The sequence below is a fragment of the Aquipuribacter sp. SD81 genome, assembly GCF_037153975.1.
In the GTDB taxonomy this organism is placed as follows: domain Bacteria; phylum Actinomycetota; class Actinomycetes; order Actinomycetales; family JBBAYJ01; genus Aquipuribacter.
The window spans coordinates 63,093-84,418 of the sequence record NZ_JBBAYJ010000003.1 but is presented as its reverse complement, the minus strand read 5'-3'; the positions used below and the strand labels follow the sequence as shown (position 1 = coordinate 84,418).

Here is a 21,326-nt window from a genome sequence, read left to right as displayed (position 1 = left end):
CCAGGGGGCTCGGGGCTCAGTGGCCCATGCCGAGGCCGCCGTCGACGGGGACGACGGCGCCGCTGATGTACCCCGCCGCGTCGTGCAGCAGGAAGGACACGGCGGCGGCGACGTCGTCGACGGCCCCGAACCGCCCGGCCGGGATCGCGGCGAGGTAGGCGTCCCGGCGCCCCTCGTCCAGCGCGGCCGTCATGTCGGTGTCGACGAAGCCGGGCGCCACGACGTTGCACGTGATGCCGCGGCCGCCGAGCTCGCGCGTCACCGACCGGGCGAGCCCGACGAGGCCCGCCTTGCTCGCGGCGTAGTTCGTCTGCCCGGGCGAGCCGTAGAGCCCCACGACCGAGCCGACGAGCACGACCCGGCCCGTGCGGGCGCGGATCATGGACTTGCTCGTGCGCTTGAGGACCCGCCACGCGCCACCGAGGTTCGTGTCGAGGACGCCGGAGAACTCCTCCTCGCTCATCCGCAGGAGCAGCTGGTCGGCGGTGACGCCGGCGTTGGCCACCACCCGGGTGACGGGGCCCTGCTCCTGCTCGGCGGCGGTGACCGCGGCGTCGACGGAGGCCGCGTCCGTCACGTCGCACGCCACGACCCGGAGGCCCTCGGGGGCGTCGTCCGGCAGCGTGCCGCTGCGCGAGGTCGCGGTCACGGCGAACCCGTCGACCAGCAGCCGGCGGGCGATGCCGAGGCCGATGCCGCGGTTGCCTCCGGTCACGAGGACGTGCGCGTCGGGCATGGGGGCGAACCTAGCCGATGCGCCGGGACGCGCACCCGCCGCCGCGGTGCGCGAGGCTGGCACCCGTGGACGGTGTCGAGGTGCTGGTGGAGGCGGTCGGTCGGGTGCGTGGTCTCGCCCGCCCGGTGGTGGACGGCCTGGACGAGGCGGCGCTCACGCGCCGTCCCGGCGGCGGGAACCCCGTCGTCTGGCTCGTGTGGCACGCGGCGCGCGTGCAGGACGACCACGTGGCGGACGCGACGGGCGGGCAGCAGGTGTGGCTGGCCGGCGGCTGGGCGCGCCGCTTCGGGCTCGCGCTCGAGGACGCCGACACCGGCTACGGCCACGCCCCCGAGCAGGTCGCGGCGGTGCGCGGCGTGAGCGGCGAGGACCTCGCCGGCTACCTCGAGGCCGTGTGCGACCGCACGACCGAGGTGCTGCGGGGCCTCGGTCCCGACCGACTGGACGACGTCGTCGACGACGCGTGGGACCCGCCGGTGACCCTCGGCGCACGGCTCGTGAGCGTCGTCGAGGACGACCTGCAGCACCTCGGCCAGGCCTCCTACGCCCGCGGTCTCGGCTGAGCCGGCCGCTCACCCGCCGTCACGCCCGCTCGCCCTGCGCCCACGGCGTCCACCGGACGGACCGCCCGCGTCGGCCGCCGGGTGGGGCGTCGGTAGGGTCACCGCCGTGCGCGCGGTCGTCGTCAGGTCCTTCGGCGGCCCCGAGGTCCTCGTCCTCGACGAGGTCCCCGTCCCCCGCCCGGCGGCGGGCGAGCTGCTCGTCGACGTCGAGGTGTGCGGCGTCAACTACGCCGACACGCACGCGACGGAGAACACGTACCTCGCCCCGCAGCAGCTGCCGCTCGTCCCGGGTGCCGAGGTGGTCGGCCGCGTGCGGGAGGTAGGCGAGGGCGCCGACGCCGCGCTCGTCGGCCGCCGCGTCGTCGGGCTCGTGCCCCACGGCGGCTACGCCGAGGTCGCCGTGGTCCCCCAGGCCACGAGCGTCGTCATCGACGAGGCGCTGCCGGCCGCCGACGCCTGCGCGCTCGTCCTGCAGGGCGTGACCGCGTGGCACCTGCTGCGCACGAGCACCCGCATGGCCCCCGGCGAGAGCGTCGTCGTGCACTCCGCCGCCGGCGGCGTCGGCACGGTCGCGGTCCAGCTCGCCCGGCAGTGGCAGGCCGGCCGCGTGATCGCCTCCGCGTCCACGGTCGCGAAGCGCGAGCTCGCCCACGAGCTCGGCGCGGACGTCGTCGTCGACGTCAGCGCCGCCGCGGCGGGCGGCGCCGGCGCGGTCCGCGACCTCCTCCTCTCCGCCAACGACGGCCGGGGCGTCGACGTCGTCCTGGAGATGACCGGCGGCGACGTGTTCAACGGCTCGTACCTCGCCCTCGCCCCGCTCGGGCGCCTCGTCGTGTTCGGCCTCGCCTCGCGCCGCGCCGGTCGCAGCGTCGCCCCCGTCGACCTCATGGCGAGCTCGCGGACGGTCGGCGGGTTCTGGCTGCAGGCGGCGCTGGCCCGCGGCGGGCTCGCCCCGATCATGGAGGAGCTGCTGTCGATGACGTCGGCCGGCCTGCTGCGGGCCGTCGTCGGCGGCTCCTACCCCCTGGCGGAGGCCGCGCAGGCGCACGCGGACATGCGGGCGCGACGCACGACGGGGAAGGTCGTCCTGGTCCCCTGACCGCGTCCCCTAGCCTCGCCCCCGTGCCGGCCAGCCGCGGCGTCGACGCCGACTTCCTCGCCCTCCCGCTCGACGACGTCGTGGGGGCGGCGCTCGACGAGGTCCGCGCGGCCGGCGCCTCCTACGGCGCCGTGCGGGTGCACCGGGTCCGCGACCGCGTCGTCCGGGTCCGCGACCGGGCCGTCGAGGGCGTCTCCGACGTCGTCCGCGCGGGGGTGTCGGTGCGGGTCGTGCTCGACGGCGCGTGGGGCTTCGCGGCCACGGGGGACCTCACCGGCGCGGCCGCGCGGGACGCGGCCCGCCTCGCGCTGCGGGGCGCGCGGGTCGCGCGCCCCCTCGTCCGCCGGCCCGTCGAGCTCGCCGACGCACCCGTCCAGCAGGGCACGTGGGTCTCCGGCTACGACGTCGACCCCTTCGCGGTGCCGGCGGCCGAGCAGGCCGAGCTCCTGCTGTCCTGGTGCGGGGAGGTCCTCGCGACGGGGGGCACCCACGCCGACGCGTGGCTGCACTGCGTCAAGGAGCAGAAGCTGTACGCCGACCTCGCCGGCACCCGGACCGTGCAGCAGCGGGTCCGGCTGCAGCCGGAGCTCACGGCGCTCGTCGTCGCCGACGACGGCCGTGCCGACACCATGCGCAGCCTCGTGCCGCCCGCGGCCCGCGGCTGGGAGCACGCGCTGGACCCCGCCGGCTGCGGGGCCGAGGCGGCCACCCTCGCGCCGCTGGCGGCCGAGAAGCTCGCCGCCCCGTCGGTCGACCCGGGGCGCTACGACCTCGTCATCGACCCCACCCAGCTGTGGCTGACGATCCACGAGTCCGTCGCGCACGCGACCGAGCTCGACCGGGCCCTCGGCTACGAGGCCGCGTACGCCGGGACGTCCTTCGCGACCCCGGACGGGCTCGGCTCGCGCCGCTACGGCAGCCCCCTCATGAACGTGACCGGCGACCGCACCGAGCCGCACGGGCTCTCGAGCCTCGGCTGGGACGACGAGGGCGTGCCCGCGACGCGCTGGGACGTCGTGCGTGACGGGGTGCACGTCGGCTACCAGCTCGACCGGGCCATGGCCGCCGAGCGCGGCACCGCGTCCAACGGCTGCGCGTACGCCGACGGGCCCCTGCACGCCCCGCTGCAGCGCATGCCCAACGTGAGCCTGGCCGCCGACCCGGCCGGTGCGGACCTCGACGGCCTCGTCGCGGGCGTCGAGGACGGCGTGCTCGTCGTCGGCGACCGGTCGTGGTCGATCGACATGCAGCGGTACAACTTCCAGTTCACGGGCCAGCGGTTCTACCGGATCCGCTCCGGGCGCCTCGACGGCATGCTCCGCGACGTCGCCTACCAGGCGAGCACGCCGGAGTTCTGGGCGCGGCTGGCCGCGGTCGGCGGCCCCGGCACCTGGTCGCTGCAGGGTGCGCTCAACTGCGGCAAGGGCCAGCCCGGCCAGGCCGCGCCCGTCAGCCACGGCTGCCCGGCGGTGGTCGTCACCGACGTCGCGGTCCTCAACACCGAGGAGGAGGGCGCGTGAGCCTCACCCCCGAGCAGGCCGTCGAGGTCGCCCTGGCCGCCGCCCGCCGCCTCGGCAGCGACGACGCCGTCGCCGTCGTGGAGCACGAGGGCTCCACGAACCTGCGCTGGGCCGCCAACCAGCTGACGACGGGCGGCACGACCGCCGAGAGCAGCCTGTCCGTCGCGGTCGTCCGGGACGTCCCGGGCGGCCGGGCGCTCGGCAGCCTCACCCGGGCCGTCACCGACGCCGCCGACGTCGAGCGGCTCGTCGCGGACGCGCTCGCGGAGACCGCCGGCGCCCGCCCGGCCGAGGACGGCGCGGCGCTCGTGCCCGGGCCGGCGGGCAGCGGCTTCGCGGAGCCGGCGACGCCGGTGCCGCCCGAGGCGCTCACCGGAACCGCGGCCGTCCTCGGCGAGCTGTTCGCCGAGGCCGACGGCGAGGGCCGGGAGCTCTTCGGCTTCGCCGAGCACACGGTGACGACGACGTGGACGGCGACGAGCGCCGGCACCCGGCACCGCTCCGTCGAGCCGTACGGCACGGTCGAGCTCAACGGCAAGAGCCACGCCCGCTCCCGCTCGGCGTGGGCCGGCACGGGCGCGCGGGACCTCGGCCGCGACGTGGACCTGCGGGCGCTGGCCGCCGAGGTGGCCCAGGGCCTCGAGTGGCAGGCGCGCCGGGTCGAGGTGCTGCCCGGCCGGCACGAGACCGTGCTGTCGCCGTCGGCGGCCGCGGACCTCCTCGCGTACTGGCTGCTGTCCGGCGACGCCCGCAGCGCGGCCGAGGGCCGCACGGCCTTCTCGCGGCCCGGCGGCGGCACGCGCGTCGGCGAGCGGCTCACCGACGTGCCCCTGACGGTCCGGGACGACCCGCACCACCCCGTCCTCGGCACCTCCGACGTCGTGTCGGCCACGAGCAGCGACGCCTTCACCTCGGTCTTCGACACCGGCCTCGCCGTGCCCGGCACGCGCTACCTCGACGCGGGCCTGCTCGCGGCGCTGCCCTCCAGCCGGCACACCGCGGGCCTGGCCGGCCTCGCGCACACGCCGTTCGCGGACAACGTCGTCGTCGAGGTCGACGGCGCGACGGGCGCCACCGCCGACGTCGTGGCCGGCGTCGACCGGGGGCTGCTCGTCACGTGCCTGTGGTACGTGCGCGTCGTCGACGAGCAGACGCTCCTCGTGACGGGCCTCACCCGGGACGGGGTGTACGTCGTCGAGGGCGGCGAGGTCGTCGGCTCGACGACGAACTTCCGCTTCAACGACTCCCCCCACTCCCTCCTCTCGCGGGTGCTCGGGGCCGGGGGCACCGGGGTGTGCCTGCCCCGCGAGCTCGGCGACTGGCTGCCGCGCGCCGCCGCGCCCGCCCTCCGCGTCGCCGACCTGCACATGTCGTCGGTGTCGGAGGCGTCCTGACCCGTGGCCCTGCGGGGGCCTCGTCGGGAACGCTCGGGGACGCTGACGTACCGTGGTGCGGTGAGCGACAGCGACCGTGGACCCGTGCGCCCCGACCCGCGTGTCGTGGCCGTGGACCCCGTCGTGCGCATCACGACGGCCCGCGCCTCGCACACCGAGGACATGACCCGTCGCATGCGCCGGTACGCGATCTCGATGGCGATCCGCACCGCGTGCGTCGCGGGTTTCGCCATCGTGTTCCCGCTGACCCACCACTGGGCGGCGTGGCTGTTCGTGCCCGGCGCGGTCGTGCTGCCCTACCTCGCCGTGCTCATGGCCAACGCCGGCCGCGAGAAGACGCCGGTGCGCCCGACGGGGCTCGGCCCGGTGCAGCAGCCGCGGCCCGCGCTGGGGCCACGCCGTGACGACGCCGCCTGAGGTCCCCGCGGGCGCCGAGGACGCGCCCGTCTGCAGCGCGAAGGGGTGCCGGGCGACCGCGGTGTGGGCGCTGCGCTGGAACAACCCGCGCCTGCACACCCCCGAGCGGCGCAAGACGTGGGCGGCCTGCGACGGGCACCGCGCCCACCTGTCCGACTTCCTCGGCGCGCGCGGGTTCCTGCGCGACGTCGAGCCGCTCACCGGGGTCCCGGGAGCGCGGTGAGGCGCGCCCTGCGCCAGCCGCGCTGGCTCGCCGGGCTCGCCGTCGCCGTCGTGTTCGCCCTCGTGTGCGTGTGGCTCGCGCAGTGGCAGCTGGACCGCCGGGTGCAGCGCGCCGAGCGCAACGCCGCCGTGCTCGCGAACTACGACGCCGCACCGACCGACCTCCGCGGGCTCGCGGACGTCGCCGCGGCCGGCGTGGAGCCGGAGGAGGAGTGGGTGCCCGCCCGCGTGTCCGGCCGCTACCGGCCCGAGGACACCGTCCTGGTCCGGAACCGGCCGCAGGAGCGGGCCAACGGCTACCTCGTCGCGGTCCCCTTCGACGTGTCGGCCCCGGACGACGGGCTGCCTCGAGGCCTGCTCGTCGTGCGTGGCTGGGTCCCCTCCGGCTCCGACGCGGCGCGTCCGGAGTCCGTACCGGCGCCGCCGCCGGGCGAGGTCGGGCTCGTCGTGCGGCTGCGGGCCACCGAGTCGCCCGCGACCCGCGGCGCGCCGCCCGGGCAGACGTACCGCCTCGACGTGCCTGCCCTGCTGCCGGGACGCGGCTCGCTCACCGAGGGGTACGGGGTCCTCGCCACCGAGGACGGGGCGCCACCGGCGGGGCTGCGCACCGTGCCGCGTCCCGACGTCGACCCCGGCCCGCACCTCGCCTACGGGGTCCAGTGGTACCTGTTCGCGGTGGCGGGCCTCGCCATCTGGGTCGTGCTCGCGCGCCGGGCCGGCCGGGACGAGGAGCAGGAGACGGCCGGCGCCCCCGCCGGGGACTGGGTGTACGAACCGGGCCGGTGACGGGCTCCGGCCACCGGGTGGTTCCCGTCGCGCCCACGTGCCCCGGTGCGGGCCGGTGCGCCACCATGGCCGGATGGACGTGGGACTGGACGGACGGGTCTACCTGGTGACCGGAGGGTCCTCCGGCCTGGGCCTGGCGACGGCGCACGCGCTGCTCGCCGAGGGCGCCAAGGTCGTGCTGTGCGCGCGGGACGAGGCGCGCCTGGACTCGGCGGTCGCCGAGCTCGGCGGCGGGGACCGCGTGCTCGCCATGCCGGGCGACCTCGCCGACGCCTCGACGTCCGGGCGCCTCGTCGCGAGTGCCCACGCGCGCTTCGGCCGCCTCGACGGGGCGCTGGTCAGCGTCGGCGGACCGCCGCCCGGCCGCTCCTACGAGGCGAGCGACGAGCAGTGGCGCTCTGCCTTCGAGTCGGTGTTCCTCGGCGCGCTGCGTCTCACGACGGCGGTGGCGCGCGGCGCGGGCTTCGAGGGCGCGTCGGTCGTGCTCGTGCTGTCGACGTCCGCCCGCCAGCCCATCTCCGGCCTCGGCATAAGCAACGGGCTGCGGCCCGGGCTCGCCATGGTCGCCAAGGAGCTGTCCGACGAGCTCGGCCCGAGCGGCGTCCGCGTCAACGCGCTGCTGCCCGGCCGCTTCGACACCGCCCGCGTGCGGGAGATCGAGGAGACCAGCGGCGACGCCGCCGCCGCCCGCGAGGCCTACGAGGAGTCGGTGCCGCTGCGGCGGGTCGGGCAGCCCGAGGAGTTCGCCCGCGTCGCGACCTTCCTGCTGTCACCCGCGGCGTCGTACGTGACGGGCACCGCGGTCGCGGTCGACGGCGGGCTCACCCGCTCCCCGTGACCGCCGCGGCCGGGGGTCCGCTCCGCACGCCGGACGGGCGCTACCTCGTCGTGCGGGGACGGCTGTGGCGGGCCGCCGACCCCCGGCTGCCGGCCGGTGAGCGCGACCGGCTCACCCGCGAGCTCATGGCGGCACGCCGCGACAAGGGCGCCGCCGTACGTGCGGGGGACGACGCCGCCCGTGAGGCCGCGCGACGACGTGTCGACGCCGCCAAGCACGCCCTCGGCGAGCGCGGGCCGGTGTGGTGGGACGACGGCGCACCCGACCTCACGCGCCACCTCGCGCGCACCGGTCCCTACGCGCAGTGGTACGCCGCGCAGGAGGACGGCCCTCAGGCCTGACCGGCGGTCAGCTCCTCCTCGGCCGCGGCCTCGCCCTCGAGGTCGGCCAGCAGCTGGGTCCGGTACAGGCGCGCGTACAGCCCGTCCGCGGCGGCGAGCGCGCTGTGCGTCCCCCGCTCGACGATCCGGCCGTCCTCCACCACGAGGACGAGGTCGGCGTCGCGGACCGTCGACAGCCGGTGGGCGACGACGAGCGCGGTCCGCCCGGCCAGCGTCCGGTCCAGCGCGGTCTGCACCGCCGCCTCCGAGCCGGAGTCCAGGTGGGCGGTCGCCTCGTCGAGCACGACGACGCCGGGGTCGCGCAGCAGCAGCCGGGCGATGGCGAGGCGCTGCTTCTCCCCACCGGACAGCCGGTGGCCGCGGTCGCCGACCACGGTGTCCAGCCCCTCGGGCAGGCCGCGCACGAGCGGCGCGACCTGCGCGTCGCCGAGCGCGCGCCACAGGTCCTCCTCGCCGGCACCGGGCGCGGCGTACAGGAGGTTCTCGCGGATCGTGTCGTGGAACAGGTGCGCGTCCTGGGTCACGACCCCGACCGAGGACCGCAGCGAGGCGAACGTCGCGTCGCGGACGTCCACCCCGCCGAGCCGGACGGCCCCGGAGTCGACGTCGTACAGCCTGGACGCCAGCGCCGTCATCGTCGTCTTGCCCGCACCGGACGGCCCGACGAGGGCGACCTTGTCACCCGGGCGCGCGGTGAAGGAGACGCCGCTCAGCACCGGCCGCCCGGCCGCGGTCTGCGGCGCGCCGGCCTGCTCGAGGCTCGCGAGCGACACCGTGTCGGCGCCGGGGTAGGCGAAGGTGACGTCGTCGAAGGTGACCTCGAGCGGTCCGGTCGGCAGGTCCCGGGCGTCGTCGGTCTCCCGCACGAGCGGCGGCAGGTCGAGGACCTCGAAGACGCGCTCGAACGACACGACCGTCGTCATGACGTCGATGCGGACGTTCGACAGGCCGGTCAGCGGGCCGTACAGCCGCCCCAGGAGCGCGGCGAGCGCGAGCAGCGTCCCGATCGTCAGGCCGCCGGAGATCGCGAGCAGGCCGCCGATGCCGTAGGTGAGGGCGGTGGCGAGCGCGGCGACGAGCGCGAGGGCCGCGACGAAGAAGCGGTTCGCCATGGCGATGCGGATGCCGATGTCGCGGACCCGGCCGGCGCGCTCGCCGTACTGGCGGCTCTCCGTGCGGGGGTCGCCGAGCAGGCGCACGAGCAGGGCGCCGCCGACGTTGAAGCGCTCCGTCATGCGGTTGCCGAGGTCGGCGTTGAGCTGGAAGGACTCGCGCGTCAGCAGCTGCAGGCGGCGACCCACGTACCGGGCGGGCACGAGGAACACCGGCACGAGCGCGAGCGAGGCGAGCGTGATCTGCCACGACAGCGCGAACATCGCGACCACGACCACCACGACGCTCACGACGTTGCTGAGGACGCCGGACAGCACCGTCGTGAAGGCCCGCTGCGCGCCGATGACGTCGTTGTTCAGCCGCGTGACGAGCGAGCCGGTCTGCGTGCGTGTGAAGAACGCGACGGGCTGCCGCTGGACGTGGTCGAAGACCTCGGTGCGCAGGTCGTAGATGAGCCCCTCGCCGATGCGGGCCGACAGCCACCGCGTCACGAGGGTGACGAGCGCCTCCACGAGCGCGACGACGACCGTGAGCCCCGCGAGGACGAGAACGACCCGGCGGTCGCCCTCGGTGACCCCGTCGTCGACGAGGCGCTGCAGCAGCAGCGGCGTGACGACGACGAGGACCGCGGAGGCCACGGTGAGGGCGACGAAGACGACGATCCGCCAGCGGTAGCGGTCCGCGTAGCCGGCGATGCGCCGCCACGTGCCCGCGCCGACGCGGCGGCCGGCGACCGACGGGTCGCGGCTGAAGCTGCGGATGGCGCTGTGCGCGCCCAGGCCTGACATCTTCGGCGTCAACCGTCGCGCCCGGCGCCCGCTTCCCCGGCGGCCTCGGGTCTCGCCACGAGCGAACGCAGCCGCCGGGCCTGCGCGGCGCGCTCGAGCCGGAGCTGCTCCGGCGCGGCACGGTCCGCGGCCCCGCGAAGCAGGTCGAGCGTCTCACGCGAGGCGCCCGCGGGGGCGGCGAGGACCGCCTCGACGAGGTCGTCGACGGCGGCGTCGAGGTCGTCGCGCGGCACGACGAGCTGGACGAGGCCGAGGGCGCGCGCCTCGGCCGCCCCCACCTCGCGCCCGGTCAGGCACAGCTCGAGCGCGGCCGCCTCGCCGACCGCCCGCACGAGCGGGGCGGTGCCGGCGAGGTCGGGGACGAGCCCGAGCGAGGTCTCGGCCATGCGGAAGCGGGCGTCGTCGGCCGCGACCCTCACGTCGCACGCGAGCGCCAGCTGGAAGCCCGCCCCGACCGCGTGACCCTGCACGGCCGCCACGCTCAGCACGCCCGGGCGCCGCCAGCCGGTGAAGCCGCGCTGGTAGCCCTCGATCCGCGCGTCGAGCTCGGCGTCGGGCAGGGCCGCGAGGGCCGTGAGCTCCGGCCACACCGCCCGGTCCAGCCCGCTGCTGAACGACTCGCCGCGGCCGGCGACCACGACCACCCGCACCTCCGGCGGCAGGGTGTGCGCCGCCTCGGCCAGCGCCGACCACGTCGAGGGGGTCTGGGCGTTGCGCCGCTGGGGGCGGTCGAGCACGACCCGCAGCACCTCCGGGCGCGGGCGCTCGAGGACGACGCCGCTCACGCGCGGCCCGTCACGGGCCGGGGGTCACGAGCGGGCGGCCCCCCGGGTGGCCCCGCCCCGGCCGCGCAGCCGGACGTCGGACTCGCTGAGGACACGGTGCACGAAGCCGTACGACCGGCCCGTGCTCTCGGCGAGCGCGCGGATGCTGGCGCCCTGCTCGTACTCCTCGACCAGCCGCCGGGCCAGCTTCTCGCGATCGGCTCCCGTGACACGGGCGCCCTTCTTGATGTCGGCCACGTCCCCTCCCAGGCTCGGGTCCGTCCTCATCGTGGTGTCCGGCCTGCTCACCCGCCACCCGAGAGGAGCCCGCGCCCGCGGGCTGCTAGGCCAGCGCGACCAGCTCGCGGTAGTCGGTGCTCCACAGGTCCTCGTCGCCGTCCGGCAGGAGCAGGACGCGCTCGGGCTCCAGCGCGTCGACGGCGCCCTCGTCGTGGGTGACGAGCACGACGGCCCCCGCGTACCCGCGCAGCGCCCCGAGGACCTCCTCGCGGCTGGCGGGGTCGAGGTTGTTCGTGGGCTCGTCGAGCAGCAGCACGTTGGCCCCGGACACGACGAGCGTGGCGAGGGCGAGGCGTGTCTTCTCCCCGCCGGACAGCACCGACGCGGGCTTGTCGACGTCGTCCCCGCTGAAGAGGAACGAGCCGAGGACGGTCCGCACACGGGTGTCGTCGAGGTCGGGTGCCGCGGACCGCATGTTCTCCAGCACCGTGCGCGACGGGTCGAGGGTGTCGTGCTCCTGCGCGTAGTAGCCGAGCCGCAGGCCGTGCCCGGGCACGACCTCGCCGGTGTCGGGGGTCTCGGTGCCCGACAGCAGTCGCAGCAGCGTCGTCTTGCCGGCGCCGTTGAGGCCGAGGACCACGACGCGGCTGCCCCGGTCGATCGCGAGGGAGACGTCGGTGAAGACCTCGAGGGAGCCGTAGGAGCGGCTGAGGCCCTCCGCCGTCAGCGGCACGCGCCCGCACGGCACGGGGTCGGGGAAGCGGAGCGCCGCGACCTTGTCGGCCCGGCGGGTCTCCTCCAGCCCCTCCAGCAGCCGCTCGGCCCGGCGCACCATGTTCTGCGCGGCCACGGCCTTGGTCGCCTTCGCCCCCATCTTCGCCGCCTGCAGCTGCAGCGCCGACGCCTTCTTCTCGGCGTTCGCGCGCTCACGCCGGCGGCGGCGCTCGTCGAGCTCGCGCTGCTTGAGGTAGGCCGTCCAGCCCATCGAGTACACGTCGAGGACCGAGCGCTGCGCGTCGAGGTGCACGACCTGGGTGACGGTCTGCTCGAGCAGGCCGGTGTCGTGGCTGATGACGACGAAGCCGCCGGGCCACGTCGACAGCCGGTCCCGCAGCCACACGATGCTGTCGGCGTCGAGGTGGTTGGTCGGCTCGTCGAGCAGGAGCGTGTCGGCGCCGGAGAACAGGATGCGGGCGAGCTCGACGCGGCGCCGCTGCCCGCCGGACAGCGTGCCGATCGCCTGGTCGAGCTGGCGCGGCTGCAGCCCGAGGTTGCTCGCGATGCGCTCGGCCTCGCTCTCCGCCGCCCAGCCGCCCGCCGCCTCGAACTCGGCGTCGGCGCGCGCGTAGCGGTCCATCGCGCGCTGGCGGGTCGCGTCGTCGCCCTCGGCCATCTCCCGCTCCGCCTTGCGGAGCCGGCCGACGAGGGCGTCGAGGCCGCGCGCGGACAGGATGCGGGCACGCCCGGTCTGCTCGAGATCGCCGGTGCGGGGGTCCTGCGGCAGGTAGCCGATGCTCCCGCTGCGGGTGACGCTGCCGGCGGCGGGTGCGGCCTCCCCCGCGATGACCTTCGTGAGGGTCGTCTTGCCGGCGCCGTTGCGCCCGACCAGCCCGACCCGGTCGCCGGCGCCCACACGGAAGCTGGCGCCGGACACGAGCAGGCGCGCGCCCGCCCTGAGCTCGACGTCGTCGACGGAGATCACGAGGGGGCGCCCGGCGAGGAAGGAGTCAGCGTGGCCACGGCTGCTTCATCGTAGCGGCGGGCGGCGGGTACCTTCGCCGCCGTGACCTCCCCCGCCCCGGCCGACCCGCACGCCCCTCCGTCGTCGAGGACCGCGGGCCGCGACGTCGCGCTCGTCGCGGTGTTCGCGGCGCTGCTCACCGTGCTCGCCCTCGTGCCCGCGGTACCGGTCGGCTCCGCCGGGGTGCCCATCACCCTGCAGAGCCTCGGGGTGCTGCTCGCCGGCCTCGTGCTCGGGCCGTGGCGGGGCGTTGCCGCGGTCGCCGTCTACGTCGCCCTCGGCCTCTCCGGGCTGCCGGTCTTCGCGGGCGGCGTGGCCGGGCTCGGCGTCCTCGTCGGCCCGACGGCGGGCTACGTCCTCGCGTGGCTGCCCGCGACGTTCGTGACGGGCCTCGGCGCCGCGCTCGTACTGCGCCGCAGCCGCGGCCGCCTGCCCGGTCTCATCGCCGCCGGCGCCGTCGGTGGGGTGGCCATCACGTACCTCGGCGGGTGGATCGGGCTGCAGGTGAACCTCGGCCTCGGTCCGGGTGCTGCCTTCGTGGGTGGCGTCCTGCCGTACCTGCCGGGCGACGGGCTCAAGCTCGTCGTCGCGGCCTTCGTCGCCGCGAGCGTGCACCGGGCGTTCCCCGACGTGCTCGCCCGCCGGACGCCGGGGACCCTCGGGGCGGAGGCGTCCTGACTCTCACGGGCGACCGGGCGGGCGACCTGGCGCAGCCGTCGGTGGGGTCGCCCCAGGGGCACTCGGCTCCTCCTGAGGCGACCGCGAGGGCCTTCGCCCGCTTCGAGGCGGTCCGCCTCGTCGTGGACGGCCACGTGGTGCTCGACGGCGTCGACCTCGACCTCCGCGAGCAGCGGGTCGCGCTCGTCGGGGCGAACGGCTCGGGCAAGTCGACGCTGCTGCGCTGCCTCAACGCCCTCGTCGTACCGTCGTCCGGCCGGGTGGTGCTCGACCTTCCCGGGGTCGCGGGGCTGGACCCGGCCCGCTCCCCCGCCGCCGCCCGCACCGCCGTGGGGTTCGTCTTCACCGACCCCGACGCCCAGGTCGTGATGCCGACCCCCGCGGAGGACGTCGCGCTGTCGCTGCGCCGGCTGCGGCTGCCCCGCGCCCAGCGCGACGCCCGGGTCCGGGCCGCGCTCGACGCCGTCGGGCTCGGTGGGCGCGCCGACGTCGCCGTCGGTGAGCTGTCGAGCGGGCAGCGGCAGCTGCTCGCCGTCGCCGCCGTCCTCGCGACGGGCCCCCGGCTGCTCGTGCTCGACGAGCCGACGACGCTGCTCGACCGGCGCAACACGCGTCTCGTGCGGCGGACCGTCGACGCCCTCGACGTCCCCGTCGTCATGGCGACCCACGACCTCGAGCTCGCGGCGACGGCCGAGCGCGTGGTGGTCGTCGACGGCGGCCGCGTCGTGGCGGACGGGCCGCCCGGCCCGACCCTCGAGCGCTACCGGGCGCTCATGGACGCCGACCCGCCCGAGGGCGCGTGAGCATGCGGCGCCCGGCGCTCGTCCCGGCGTACCGGCCCGGGGGCACGCCGCTGCACCGGCTGCCGGCGGCGGTGGCGCTCGGAGCGCTCGCGGTCGCCGCCGTCGTGGTGGTGGCGGTGCGGGTCGACGGCCTGCTGCCCGCGGCCGCCCTGCCGCTCGGGGCCGCGGTGCTCGCGCTCGCGGTCGCCGGCCACGCGTGGGTGCGGACGCCGCCGCGGGTGTGGCGCGGGCTCGTGCTGCGTCTCGCGCCCGTCCTCGTGGTGCTCGGGGTCTACCAGGTGCTCGTCGGGGCGCCCGCGCGCGGGCTCGAGGTGGTCCTCGACCTGCTCGGGCTCGTGCTGCTCGCCGGGCTGGTGTCGGTGACCACCCCGACGGACCGGCTGCTCGACAGCGTGGCCTCGCTCGTCGCGCCACTGCGACGCGTGCCCGGCCTGCGCGCGCACCTGCACCCGGACCGGGTCGCGCTGACCCTCGCCCTCGCGGTCCGCAGCGTCGACGTGCTGTGGGACGTCGCGGTCCAGGCCCGCGACGCCGCCCGCGCACGCGGTCGCGGCCGCGACGTGCGCGCGCTCGTCACCCCGACCGTCGTCCGCGCGGTCGGCCACGCCCGCGCCACCGGCGACGCCCTCGCCGCCCGCGGCCTCGTCGACTGACCCCATCCGGGTTGTGGGACCCCCCCGCACCCACATCGGCCCCGACTGGGACCTTCTCCCCGCGCCTGGGGCCTTCTCCTACCGGCTGGGACGCCGTCGGGGTCCAGCAGCGCCTGCGACCCAGAAGACGTCCCACTCGTCGAGGGGCCGGGGCTGTGGCTGGGACGTTGCACGGCGACAGGGCGGGGGCGGGAGGCACTCGCGCCGTGCGCACAGGCGCCTGACGGGCGCGTCGTGCACAGCCTGCGCGGCCGCGGCCAGGGATGCGCGGGCAGGCGGACGAGGCTCGAAGGATGGACCGCCGCGACCTCTTCTCCACGCCTTTCCGCACCAGCGAGGCACTCGGGCTCGAGACACCGGACGCGCTGCGCGGCCCTCGCTACCGCCGCGTGCTCCACGGCGCCGTGCAGTCGGCCGCCCTGCCGATGACGCACGGCAGCCGCATCAGGGCGTTCCGCGCCGTCGACGGCGACGACCACGTGCTGCTGGGGCCGAGCGCGGCCTGGGCGCTCGGCGCACGCTTCGCGGAACCGGCGGAGGCAGTCGTGGTGGGCATCGACCGCCCCCACCGCATCCGACGTCGGGCCGAGGTCGTCCCCCATCTCGCGACCCTGCGTCCCGACGAGGTGGTCGACACGCCGCTCGGTCGCGCCACCGCTCCGTCGCGGACGGCGTTCGACCTCGCCCGCGGGACCGGCACGCGCGCCCTGCCGGCGGACACGAGGGTCGCGCGCGTCGACGCCCTCCTGCGCGCCACCGGGCTGCCCGCCGAGACGGCTCGCGCCGACCAGCACCGCTGGCGCGGGCTCCGCGACGTGCGCTCCGCCCGGGAGGTGCTCGCCGAGGTCGAGGACGGCGTCGACTCGTTCCGCGAGACGCGTCTGCGCCTGCTCGTCGTGCGCGCGGGGCTGCCCCGCCCGCGTACCCAGTGCCCGGTGCACCTGCACGGCAGGCGCGTCGCCCGCCTGGACCTCGGGTGGGAGGAGCTCCGGGTCGGCTGCGAGTACGACGGCGCCGTGCACGACGACCCGCGTCAGTACGTGGTGGACCGCGCCCGGCACAACGACATCCGACTGGCCGGCTGGCTCGTGCTCCAGGTGGACCGGACGATGATGCGGCGGCCGGAACGTGTCGTCGACGCCCTCACGGCACTCATGCGTCAGCAGGTGGCCGCCGGTGTGGGACGTCCGCGCAGCGAGTAGGACGTCCTCGGGGTGGCTTGGCCGCTGCGAGCCCGATGACGTCCCAGTCGGGCGGGAGAGGTCCCAGGCGTGCCGAGAAGGTCCCAGCCGCGCGGGAGGGGTCCCGGTCGCGCGCGGCTCAGGCGTCGTGGACGGTGACCCGGACGGCGAGGACCCGCAGGGCCAGCTCGTCGAGGTCGGCGCGGCGCGGCTCGCCGACCTCGAGCGGGCCGAGGCGGGGCAGGTCCGCGGCGGGCGAGGCGTCGAGGACGCCGTCGACGAGACCGCGGTCGCCGGCGACCGCCACCCCGACGGGTGCGACGGGCAGCGCCGCGGCGAGGACGCCGCGCAGCACGTCGCCGGCGTCGCGCGCGAGCTTGTCGGCCTGGTTGCCGCGGCGGCGGGCGAAGCGCTGCTGCGACCACCCGCCCGCGGCGGTGGAGCCCTGCACGTAGCGGCGGCCGACCTTGGCCGCGAGCACCCGGCCGTCCCGCACCACCGCCACGCCGTAGCCGCCGCGGCGGGCGGCGACCACGAGCAGCGGGACGGACACCGAGGCGGCCGAGGCCAGGTGCGCGGCGACGGCGGAGGCGTCGACGGCACCGGACGACGACGCCCAGCCGTCGGGCCGGAGCAGCCGCAGGAGCGCCGAGCCGCCCTCGGCGGGCGTGAGCAGCAGGCCGTCCTCGACCGCCCGCGCCGTCACGGCGCCGTCGCGCGCGGCGACGTAGCGCCCGACCCAGCCGACGACTCGGCCCGGTGCCACCTCGAGGAACCGGCTCGCGGCGGGCGAGGCGGTCACGGGCGGCACCGGGCCGGGGCCGGGCGCTCGGTGGGCGTCAGGAAGGGCTCAGACGTTGAACGACAGCGCGCGCAGCTGCTCGCGACCGTCGTCGGTGATCTTCTCCGGGCCCCACGGCGGCATCCACACCCAGTTGATGGTCGCCGAGGCGGCCAGCGGGGCGAGGGCGTTGCGGGTCTGGTCCTCGATGACGTCGGTGAGCGGGCAGGCCGCGCTCGTGAGCGTCATGTCGAGCACGACGTTGCGCTGCGGGTCCACGTGGATGCCGTAGACGAGCCCGAGGTCGACGACGTTGATGCCGAGCTCGGGGTCGACCACGTCGCGCATGGCCTCCTCGATGTCGGCGACGTCGACGGGCGTCTGCGGGGTCTCGGTCATGGCTGGCTCCTCAGGCGTTCGCGGTGACGAAGCGGTCGTAGCCCTCGTTCTCCAGGCGCTCGGCGAGCTCCGGACCGCCCTGCTCGGCGATCCGGCCGTCGACGAACACGTGAACGAAGTCGGGCTTGATGTAGCGGAGGATCCGCGTGTAGTGCGTGATGAGCAGCACGCCGAGACCGAGCTCGGAGCGGACGTCGTTGACGCCCTCGCTCACGATGCGCAGCGCGTCGACGTCGAGGCCGGAGTCGGTCTCGTCGAGCACGGCGATCTGCGGCTTGAGCAGCTTCATCTGGAGGATCTCGTGACGCTTCTTCTCGCCGCCGGAGAAGCCCTCGTTGACGTTGCGGGAGGCGAAGGCCGGGTCGATCTTGAGCCCCTCCATCGCCTCGCGGACCTCCTTGACCCAGTGCCGCAGCACCGGCGCCTCGCCGGAGACCTCGGTCTTGGCGGTGCGGAGGAAGTTCGACACCGACACCCCGGGGACCTCGACGGGGTACTGCATGGCGAGGAAGAGGCCGGCGCGGGCGCGCTCGTCGACGGACATCCCCAGGACGTCCTCGCCGTCGAGCAGGACGGACCCGCTCGTCACCTCGTACTTCGGGTGCCCGGCGATGGAGTACGCGAGCGTCGACTTGCCGGAGCCGTTGGGGCCCATGATCGCGTGGGTCTCCCCCGAGCGGACCGTGAGGTCGACGCCCTTGAGGATCTCCTTGGCCTCGCCGTCGGCGGTGATGCTGACGTGCAGGTCGCGGATCTCGAGAGTGGTCATCGTGTGGGGTTCCTCGTTCTCAGCTGGCGGGGGCGGGGGTGGGCTCGGGCACCTCGGCGAGGGCCTCGTCGGACAGCCGGCGCTCGACGACCTCGAGCAGCCGCGTCTCGACCTCCTCGATGCCGATCTTCTGGAGGATCTCGGCGAAGAAGCCGCGCACGACGAGGCGGCGCGCCTGCACGGGCGTGATGCCGCGCGCCTGCAGGTAGAACAGCTGCTCGTCGTCGAAGCGTCCCGTGGCCGAGGCGTGCCCGGCGCCCTCGATCTGCCCGGTCTCGATCTCGAGGTTCGGCACCGAGTCCGCGCGCGCCCCGTCGGTGAGGACGAGGTTGCGGTTGAGCTCGTAGGTGTCGATGCCCTCGGCCTCCTTGCGGATGAGCACGTCGCCCACCCACACGGTGTGCGCGCCCTCGCCCTGCAGGGCGCCCTTGTACCGGACGTCGGAGGTGCACGAGGGCTGGCTGTGGTCGACGAACAGCCGGTGCTCGAGGTGCTGGCCGGCGTCGGCGAAGTACAGGCCGAGGCACTGCGAGGTGGCCCCAGGGCCGGTGAAGTCGACGTTCACGTCGAGGCGCACGAGGTCGCCGCCCAGGGAGACCGCGATGTGGCGGAACGTGGCGTCGCGGCCGAGGACGGCGTCGTGCTGGCCCACGTGCACGGCCGTGTCGTCCCACGACTGCAGGGACACGAGGATGACGTCGGCGGAGTCGCCGACCCGGATGCCGACGGTCCCGGCGAAGGCCGCGTCGCCGGTGTGGTCGAGCACGACGGTCGCCTTCGAGAACGCGCCGACGTCGACCACGAGGTCGACGGCGCCGCGACCGCCCGTGCCGCGCAGGTCGACGTGCACGGGCTCGGCGAGCGACGTCTCGGCCGGCACGGAGACCGTGCGCCGCACCGCGGCCGAGGCCGCGGCCACGACGGCCGCCCGGTCGCCCGGCCGGGCGACGGTCTCCTCGGGCCCGTGCTCGCGCACGGACACGGCCTCGTCGTCGGTGCGGACCTCGACGCCGACCCCGCCCGCCTCGGCGGCGGGCACGACGTCGAACAGCGCGCGCACGCGGTGCAGCGGCGTGAAGCGCCACTCCTCCTCGCGACCGGTCGGGACCGCGAAGTCCTCGACGTCGCGCGAGCGGACGCGGTCGGCGCGGCTGACCTCCGGCACCGTGGTGTCGAGGACGGAGCGCACGCTGTCGGCGCCCGCGTCCCCCTTCGCGCCGGGCGCCGGCGTGCCGGCGACGACCTCGGGCGCTCCTGACATGACCTCCGTCGTCACCCGACGGCCCCTTCCATCTGCAGCTCGATGAGCTTGTTCAGCTCGAGGGCGTACTCCATGGGCAGCTCGCGCGCGACGGGCTCGATGAAGCCACGGACGATCATCGCCATGGCCTCGCTCTCCGGCATGCCGCGCGACATGAGGTAGAAGAGCTGGTCCTCGGAGACCTTCGAGACGGTCGCCTCGTGGCCCATCCGCACGTCGTCCTCACGGACGTCGACGTAGGGGTAGGTGTCGGAGCGGCTGATCTGGTCGACCAGCAGCGCGTCGCACAGCACGGTGCTCGCGCTGTGGTGGGCGCCCTCGAGCACCTGCACGAGACCGCGGTAGGACGTGCGCCCGCCGCCGCGCGCGATCGACTTCGACACGATCGAGCTCGACGTGTGCGGCGCCGCGTGCACCATCTTGGCGCCCGCGTCCTGGTGCTGGCCCTCGCCGGCCATCGCGATCGACAGCGTCTCGCCGCGGGCGTGCTCGCCCATGAGGAAGACCGCCGGGTACTTCATCGTGACCTTGGAGCCGATGTTGCCGTCGATCCACTCCATGGTCGCGCCGGCCTCGGCCACCGCGCGCTTGGTCACGAGGTTGTACACGTTGTTCGACCAGTTCTGGATCGTCGTGTAGCGGACGCGGGCGCCCTTCTTCACGACGATCTCGACGACCGCGGAGTGCAGCGAGTCGGACTGGTAGATCGGGGCGGTGCAGCCCTCGACGTAGTGCACGTACGAGCCCTCGTCCGCGATGATCAGCGTCCGCTCGAACTGGCCCATGTTCTCGGTGTTGATGCGGAAGTACGCCTGGAGCGGGATCTCGACGTGCACCCCGGGCGGCACGTAGATGAACGACCCGCCCGACCACACGGCGGAGTTCAGCGCGGCGAACTTGTTGTCGCCGACCGGGATCACGGAGCCGAAGTACTCCTTGAACAGCTCCGGGTGCTCCTTGAGCGCGGTGTCGGTGTCGAGGAAGACGACACCCTGCTTCTCGAGCTCCTCGTTGATCTTGTGGTAGACGACCTCGGACTCGTACTGCGCGGCGACGCCGGCGACGAGGCGCTGCTTCTCCGCCTCGGGGATGCCGAGCCGGTCGTAGGTCGCGCGGATGTCCTCGGGCAGGTCGTCCCAGGTCTGCGCCTGCTGCTCCGTCGACTTCACGAAGTACTTGATGTTGTCGAAGTCGATGCCGGTGAGGTCGGAGCCCCACGCGGGCATCGGCTTGCGGCCGAACATCGCCAGGCCCTTGAGCCGCAGCCTGAGCATCCACTCCGGCTCGCCCTTGCGCGCGGAGATGTCGCGGACGACGTCCTCGGACAGGCCGCGGCGCGCGCTGGAGCCGGCGACGTCGGAGTCCGACCAGCCGAACTGGTAGCGCCCGATGGACTCGAGCTCGGCCTGGGTGGCCTCCGGGACCGGCGAGCCCGTGGTGGGCTGCACGGGCTGTGTGGTCTCGGGGTGCGTGGTCATGGGGTGTCCTTCCTGACAGCAGGCGTGGGGACGAAGGTCGTGCAGACGTGCTCGCCGTGGGCGATGGTCGCCAGGCGCTGGACGTGGACCCCGAGGAGCTCGGAGAAGGTGCGGGTCTCGGCCTCGCACAGCTGCGGGAAGCGGGCGGCGACCGCGTGCACGGGACAGTGTCCCTGACACAGCTGCACCCCGCCGACCGGGCTCGCCCCGTCGGGACGGGCCAGCGGCGACACGGCGACGGTCCGGGCGCTGGCCGCGAACCCGTCCGCGGACAGCTGGCGCGCCAGGGCGCGGGCCCGCTCCCGCGGGTCGGGACCCGCGGCCTCGATCACCGGGCGGTAGCGCTCGGCGAGCTCGCCGAAGCGGCGCTCGGCGAAGGCGCGGACCGCGGGCTCGCCGAGCTCGTCGGCGAGGTACTCCAGCGCGGCCACCGCGAGCTCGTCGTACAGCCCGGGCGCCTGCGCCTGCCCCCGCTCGGTGGCGACGTACACGCGAGCCGGCCGGCCGCGCCGACCCGTGGCACGCGCGGAGCGCGCCTCGATGAGGCCGTCGTCGCTCAGCGCCTCGAGGTGGCGCCGCACGGCGGCCGGCGTCACGCCGAGCCGGGCGGCCAGCGCGGCCGCGGAGACGGGACCGTGCTCGAGGACGGCGGCGAACACCCGGTCGCGAGGGGCGTCGGTCCCCTCCCGCGGCGTCTCGCCGGCCGCGCGCGGCGCGACCTCGTCCGTGATTTGCACACACCCAGCATGACGTAATTCGGG

The 21,326-nt window shown here is 75.8% G+C and carries 24 protein-coding genes; 13 read left to right on the top strand and 11 right to left on the bottom strand.

Annotated elements, in window-relative coordinates:
- Positions 1 to 16 precede the first annotated feature (16 nt).
- On the bottom strand, positions 17 to 736 hold the full coding sequence (gene fabG / locus WAA21_RS02555; RefSeq protein ID WP_336921172.1) for a 3-oxoacyl-ACP reductase FabG: 720 nt from the start codon (positions 734 to 736) through the stop codon (positions 17 to 19).
- Positions 737 to 801: 65 nt separating this feature from the next.
- Here fabG and WAA21_RS02550 point away from each other — a divergent pair, with 65 nt between their 5' ends.
- The 9 genes from WAA21_RS02550 to WAA21_RS02510 all read left to right on the top strand — a co-directional run bounded on the left by WAA21_RS02550 (position 802) and on the right by WAA21_RS02510 (position 7,916).
- Positions 802 to 1,299, top strand: a complete 498-nt coding sequence (locus WAA21_RS02550) for a mycothiol transferase (protein WP_336921171.1) — start codon at positions 802 to 804, stop codon at positions 1,297 to 1,299.
- A 106-nt stretch (positions 1,300 to 1,405) separates the two neighbouring features.
- On the top strand, positions 1,406 to 2,398 hold the full coding sequence (locus WAA21_RS02545; protein ID WP_336921170.1) for a quinone oxidoreductase family protein: 993 nt from the start codon (positions 1,406 to 1,408) through the stop codon (positions 2,396 to 2,398).
- A 23-nt stretch (positions 2,399 to 2,421) separates the two neighbouring features.
- Positions 2,422 to 3,918, top strand: a complete 1,497-nt coding sequence (locus WAA21_RS02540) for a TldD/PmbA family protein (protein ID WP_336921169.1) — start codon at positions 2,422 to 2,424, stop codon at positions 3,916 to 3,918.
- On the top strand, positions 3,915 to 5,312 hold the full coding sequence (locus WAA21_RS02535) for a metallopeptidase TldD-related protein (protein WP_336921168.1): 1,398 nt from the start codon (positions 3,915 to 3,917) through the stop codon (positions 5,310 to 5,312). Before WAA21_RS02540 ends, WAA21_RS02535 begins: the two co-directional genes overlap by 4 nt.
- 60 nt (positions 5,313 to 5,372) lie before the next feature.
- Positions 5,373 to 5,729, top strand: coding sequence for a DUF3099 domain-containing protein (locus tag WAA21_RS02530; protein WP_336921167.1), 357 nt, complete (start codon positions 5,373 to 5,375; stop codon positions 5,727 to 5,729).
- The gene (locus WAA21_RS02525) at positions 5,713 to 5,952 is read left to right on the top strand and encodes a hypothetical protein (RefSeq protein ID WP_336921166.1); all 240 of its coding nucleotides are present in this window, start codon (positions 5,713 to 5,715) and stop codon (positions 5,950 to 5,952) included. The genes WAA21_RS02530 and WAA21_RS02525 overlap by 17 nt, the downstream gene beginning before the upstream one ends.
- Complete coding sequence (locus tag WAA21_RS02520) at positions 5,949 to 6,737, top strand: SURF1 family cytochrome oxidase biogenesis protein (protein ID WP_336921165.1); 789 nt, start codon at positions 5,949 to 5,951, stop codon at positions 6,735 to 6,737. The genes WAA21_RS02525 and WAA21_RS02520 overlap by 4 nt, the downstream gene beginning before the upstream one ends.
- Positions 6,738 to 6,810: 73 nt before the next feature.
- Positions 6,811 to 7,575, top strand: coding sequence for an SDR family oxidoreductase (locus WAA21_RS02515; protein ID WP_336921164.1), 765 nt, complete (start codon positions 6,811 to 6,813; stop codon positions 7,573 to 7,575).
- Positions 7,572 to 7,916 (top strand): biopolymer transporter Tol, encoded by a 345-nt coding sequence (locus WAA21_RS02510; protein ID WP_336921163.1) that lies wholly within the window; start codon positions 7,572 to 7,574, stop codon positions 7,914 to 7,916. The genes WAA21_RS02515 and WAA21_RS02510 overlap by 4 nt, the downstream gene beginning before the upstream one ends.
- Here WAA21_RS02510 and WAA21_RS02505 read toward each other — a convergent pair.
- The 4 genes from WAA21_RS02505 to WAA21_RS02490 are packed head-to-tail and all read right to left on the bottom strand — an operon-like array spanning position 7,907 to position 12,523.
- Complete coding sequence (locus WAA21_RS02505) at positions 7,907 to 9,817, bottom strand: ABC transporter ATP-binding protein (RefSeq protein ID WP_336921162.1); 1,911 nt, start codon at positions 9,815 to 9,817, stop codon at positions 7,907 to 7,909. The genes WAA21_RS02510 and WAA21_RS02505 overlap by 10 nt on opposite strands.
- An 8-nt stretch (positions 9,818 to 9,825) precedes the next feature.
- Positions 9,826 to 10,602 carry an enoyl-CoA hydratase/isomerase family protein gene (locus tag WAA21_RS02500; RefSeq protein ID WP_336921161.1) on the bottom strand — a complete coding sequence of 259 codons (777 nt, stop codon included), beginning with the start codon at positions 10,600 to 10,602 and terminating at the stop codon, positions 9,826 to 9,828.
- Positions 10,603 to 10,626: 24 nt separating this feature from the next.
- Positions 10,627 to 10,869: a helix-turn-helix domain-containing protein gene (locus tag WAA21_RS02495; protein ID WP_442893215.1), complete on the bottom strand. Its 243-nt coding sequence runs from the start codon at positions 10,867 to 10,869 to the stop codon at positions 10,627 to 10,629.
- A 55-nt stretch (positions 10,870 to 10,924) separates the two neighbouring features.
- A complete protein-coding gene (locus WAA21_RS02490; protein WP_336921160.1) occupies positions 10,925 to 12,523 on the bottom strand; it encodes an ABC-F family ATP-binding cassette domain-containing protein in 1,599 nt (532 codons plus the stop codon).
- A gap of 81 nt (positions 12,524 to 12,604) precedes the next feature.
- On the opposite strand from WAA21_RS02490, the gene WAA21_RS02485 reads away from it, so the two are divergent.
- From WAA21_RS02485 to WAA21_RS02470, 4 genes are all read left to right on the top strand, one after another.
- Positions 12,605 to 13,240: a biotin transporter BioY gene (locus WAA21_RS02485; protein WP_336921159.1), complete on the top strand. Its 636-nt coding sequence runs from the start codon at positions 12,605 to 12,607 to the stop codon at positions 13,238 to 13,240.
- 41 nt (positions 13,241 to 13,281) lie between these two features.
- Positions 13,282 to 14,043: an energy-coupling factor ABC transporter ATP-binding protein gene (locus tag WAA21_RS02480; protein WP_336921158.1), complete on the top strand. Its 762-nt coding sequence runs from the start codon at positions 13,282 to 13,284 to the stop codon at positions 14,041 to 14,043.
- Between the two features lie 2 nt (positions 14,044 to 14,045).
- Positions 14,046 to 14,696, top strand: a complete 651-nt coding sequence (locus WAA21_RS02475; protein ID WP_336921272.1) for a CbiQ family ECF transporter T component — start codon at positions 14,046 to 14,048, stop codon at positions 14,694 to 14,696.
- Positions 14,697 to 14,989: 293 nt separating this feature from the next.
- Positions 14,990 to 15,898 carry a hypothetical protein gene (locus tag WAA21_RS02470; RefSeq protein WP_336921157.1) on the top strand — a complete coding sequence of 303 codons (909 nt, stop codon included), beginning with the start codon at positions 14,990 to 14,992 and terminating at the stop codon, positions 15,896 to 15,898.
- 118 nt (positions 15,899 to 16,016) lie between these two features.
- Here WAA21_RS02470 and WAA21_RS02465 read toward each other — a convergent pair whose 3' ends face one another.
- Genes WAA21_RS02465 through WAA21_RS02440 form a run of 6 tightly spaced genes read right to left on the bottom strand, consistent with a single transcriptional unit; the run spans position 16,017 to position 21,302 of the window.
- Positions 16,017 to 16,679, bottom strand: coding sequence for an acVLRF1 family peptidyl-tRNA hydrolase (locus tag WAA21_RS02465; RefSeq protein WP_336921156.1), 663 nt, complete (start codon positions 16,677 to 16,679; stop codon positions 16,017 to 16,019).
- Positions 16,680 to 16,727: 48 nt separating this feature from the next.
- Entirely contained in the window at positions 16,728 to 17,057 is a 330-nt protein-coding gene (locus WAA21_RS02460; protein WP_336921155.1) for a metal-sulfur cluster assembly factor, read from the bottom strand.
- A gap of 10 nt (positions 17,058 to 17,067) precedes the next feature.
- Positions 17,068 to 17,826: a Fe-S cluster assembly ATPase SufC gene (gene sufC / locus WAA21_RS02455; protein ID WP_336921154.1), complete on the bottom strand. Its 759-nt coding sequence runs from the start codon at positions 17,824 to 17,826 to the stop codon at positions 17,068 to 17,070.
- Between the two features lie 19 nt (positions 17,827 to 17,845).
- Complete coding sequence (gene sufD / locus WAA21_RS02450) at positions 17,846 to 19,102, bottom strand: Fe-S cluster assembly protein SufD (RefSeq protein WP_336921153.1); 1,257 nt, start codon at positions 19,100 to 19,102, stop codon at positions 17,846 to 17,848.
- Positions 19,099 to 20,565 (bottom strand): Fe-S cluster assembly protein SufB, encoded by a 1,467-nt coding sequence (gene sufB, locus WAA21_RS02445; RefSeq protein WP_336921152.1) that lies wholly within the window; start codon positions 20,563 to 20,565, stop codon positions 19,099 to 19,101. Before sufB ends, sufD begins: the two co-directional genes overlap by 4 nt.
- Entirely contained in the window at positions 20,562 to 21,302 is a 741-nt protein-coding gene (locus tag WAA21_RS02440; protein WP_336921151.1) for a helix-turn-helix transcriptional regulator, read from the bottom strand. Before WAA21_RS02440 ends, sufB begins: the two co-directional genes overlap by 4 nt.
- Positions 21,303 to 21,326 lie beyond the last annotated feature (24 nt).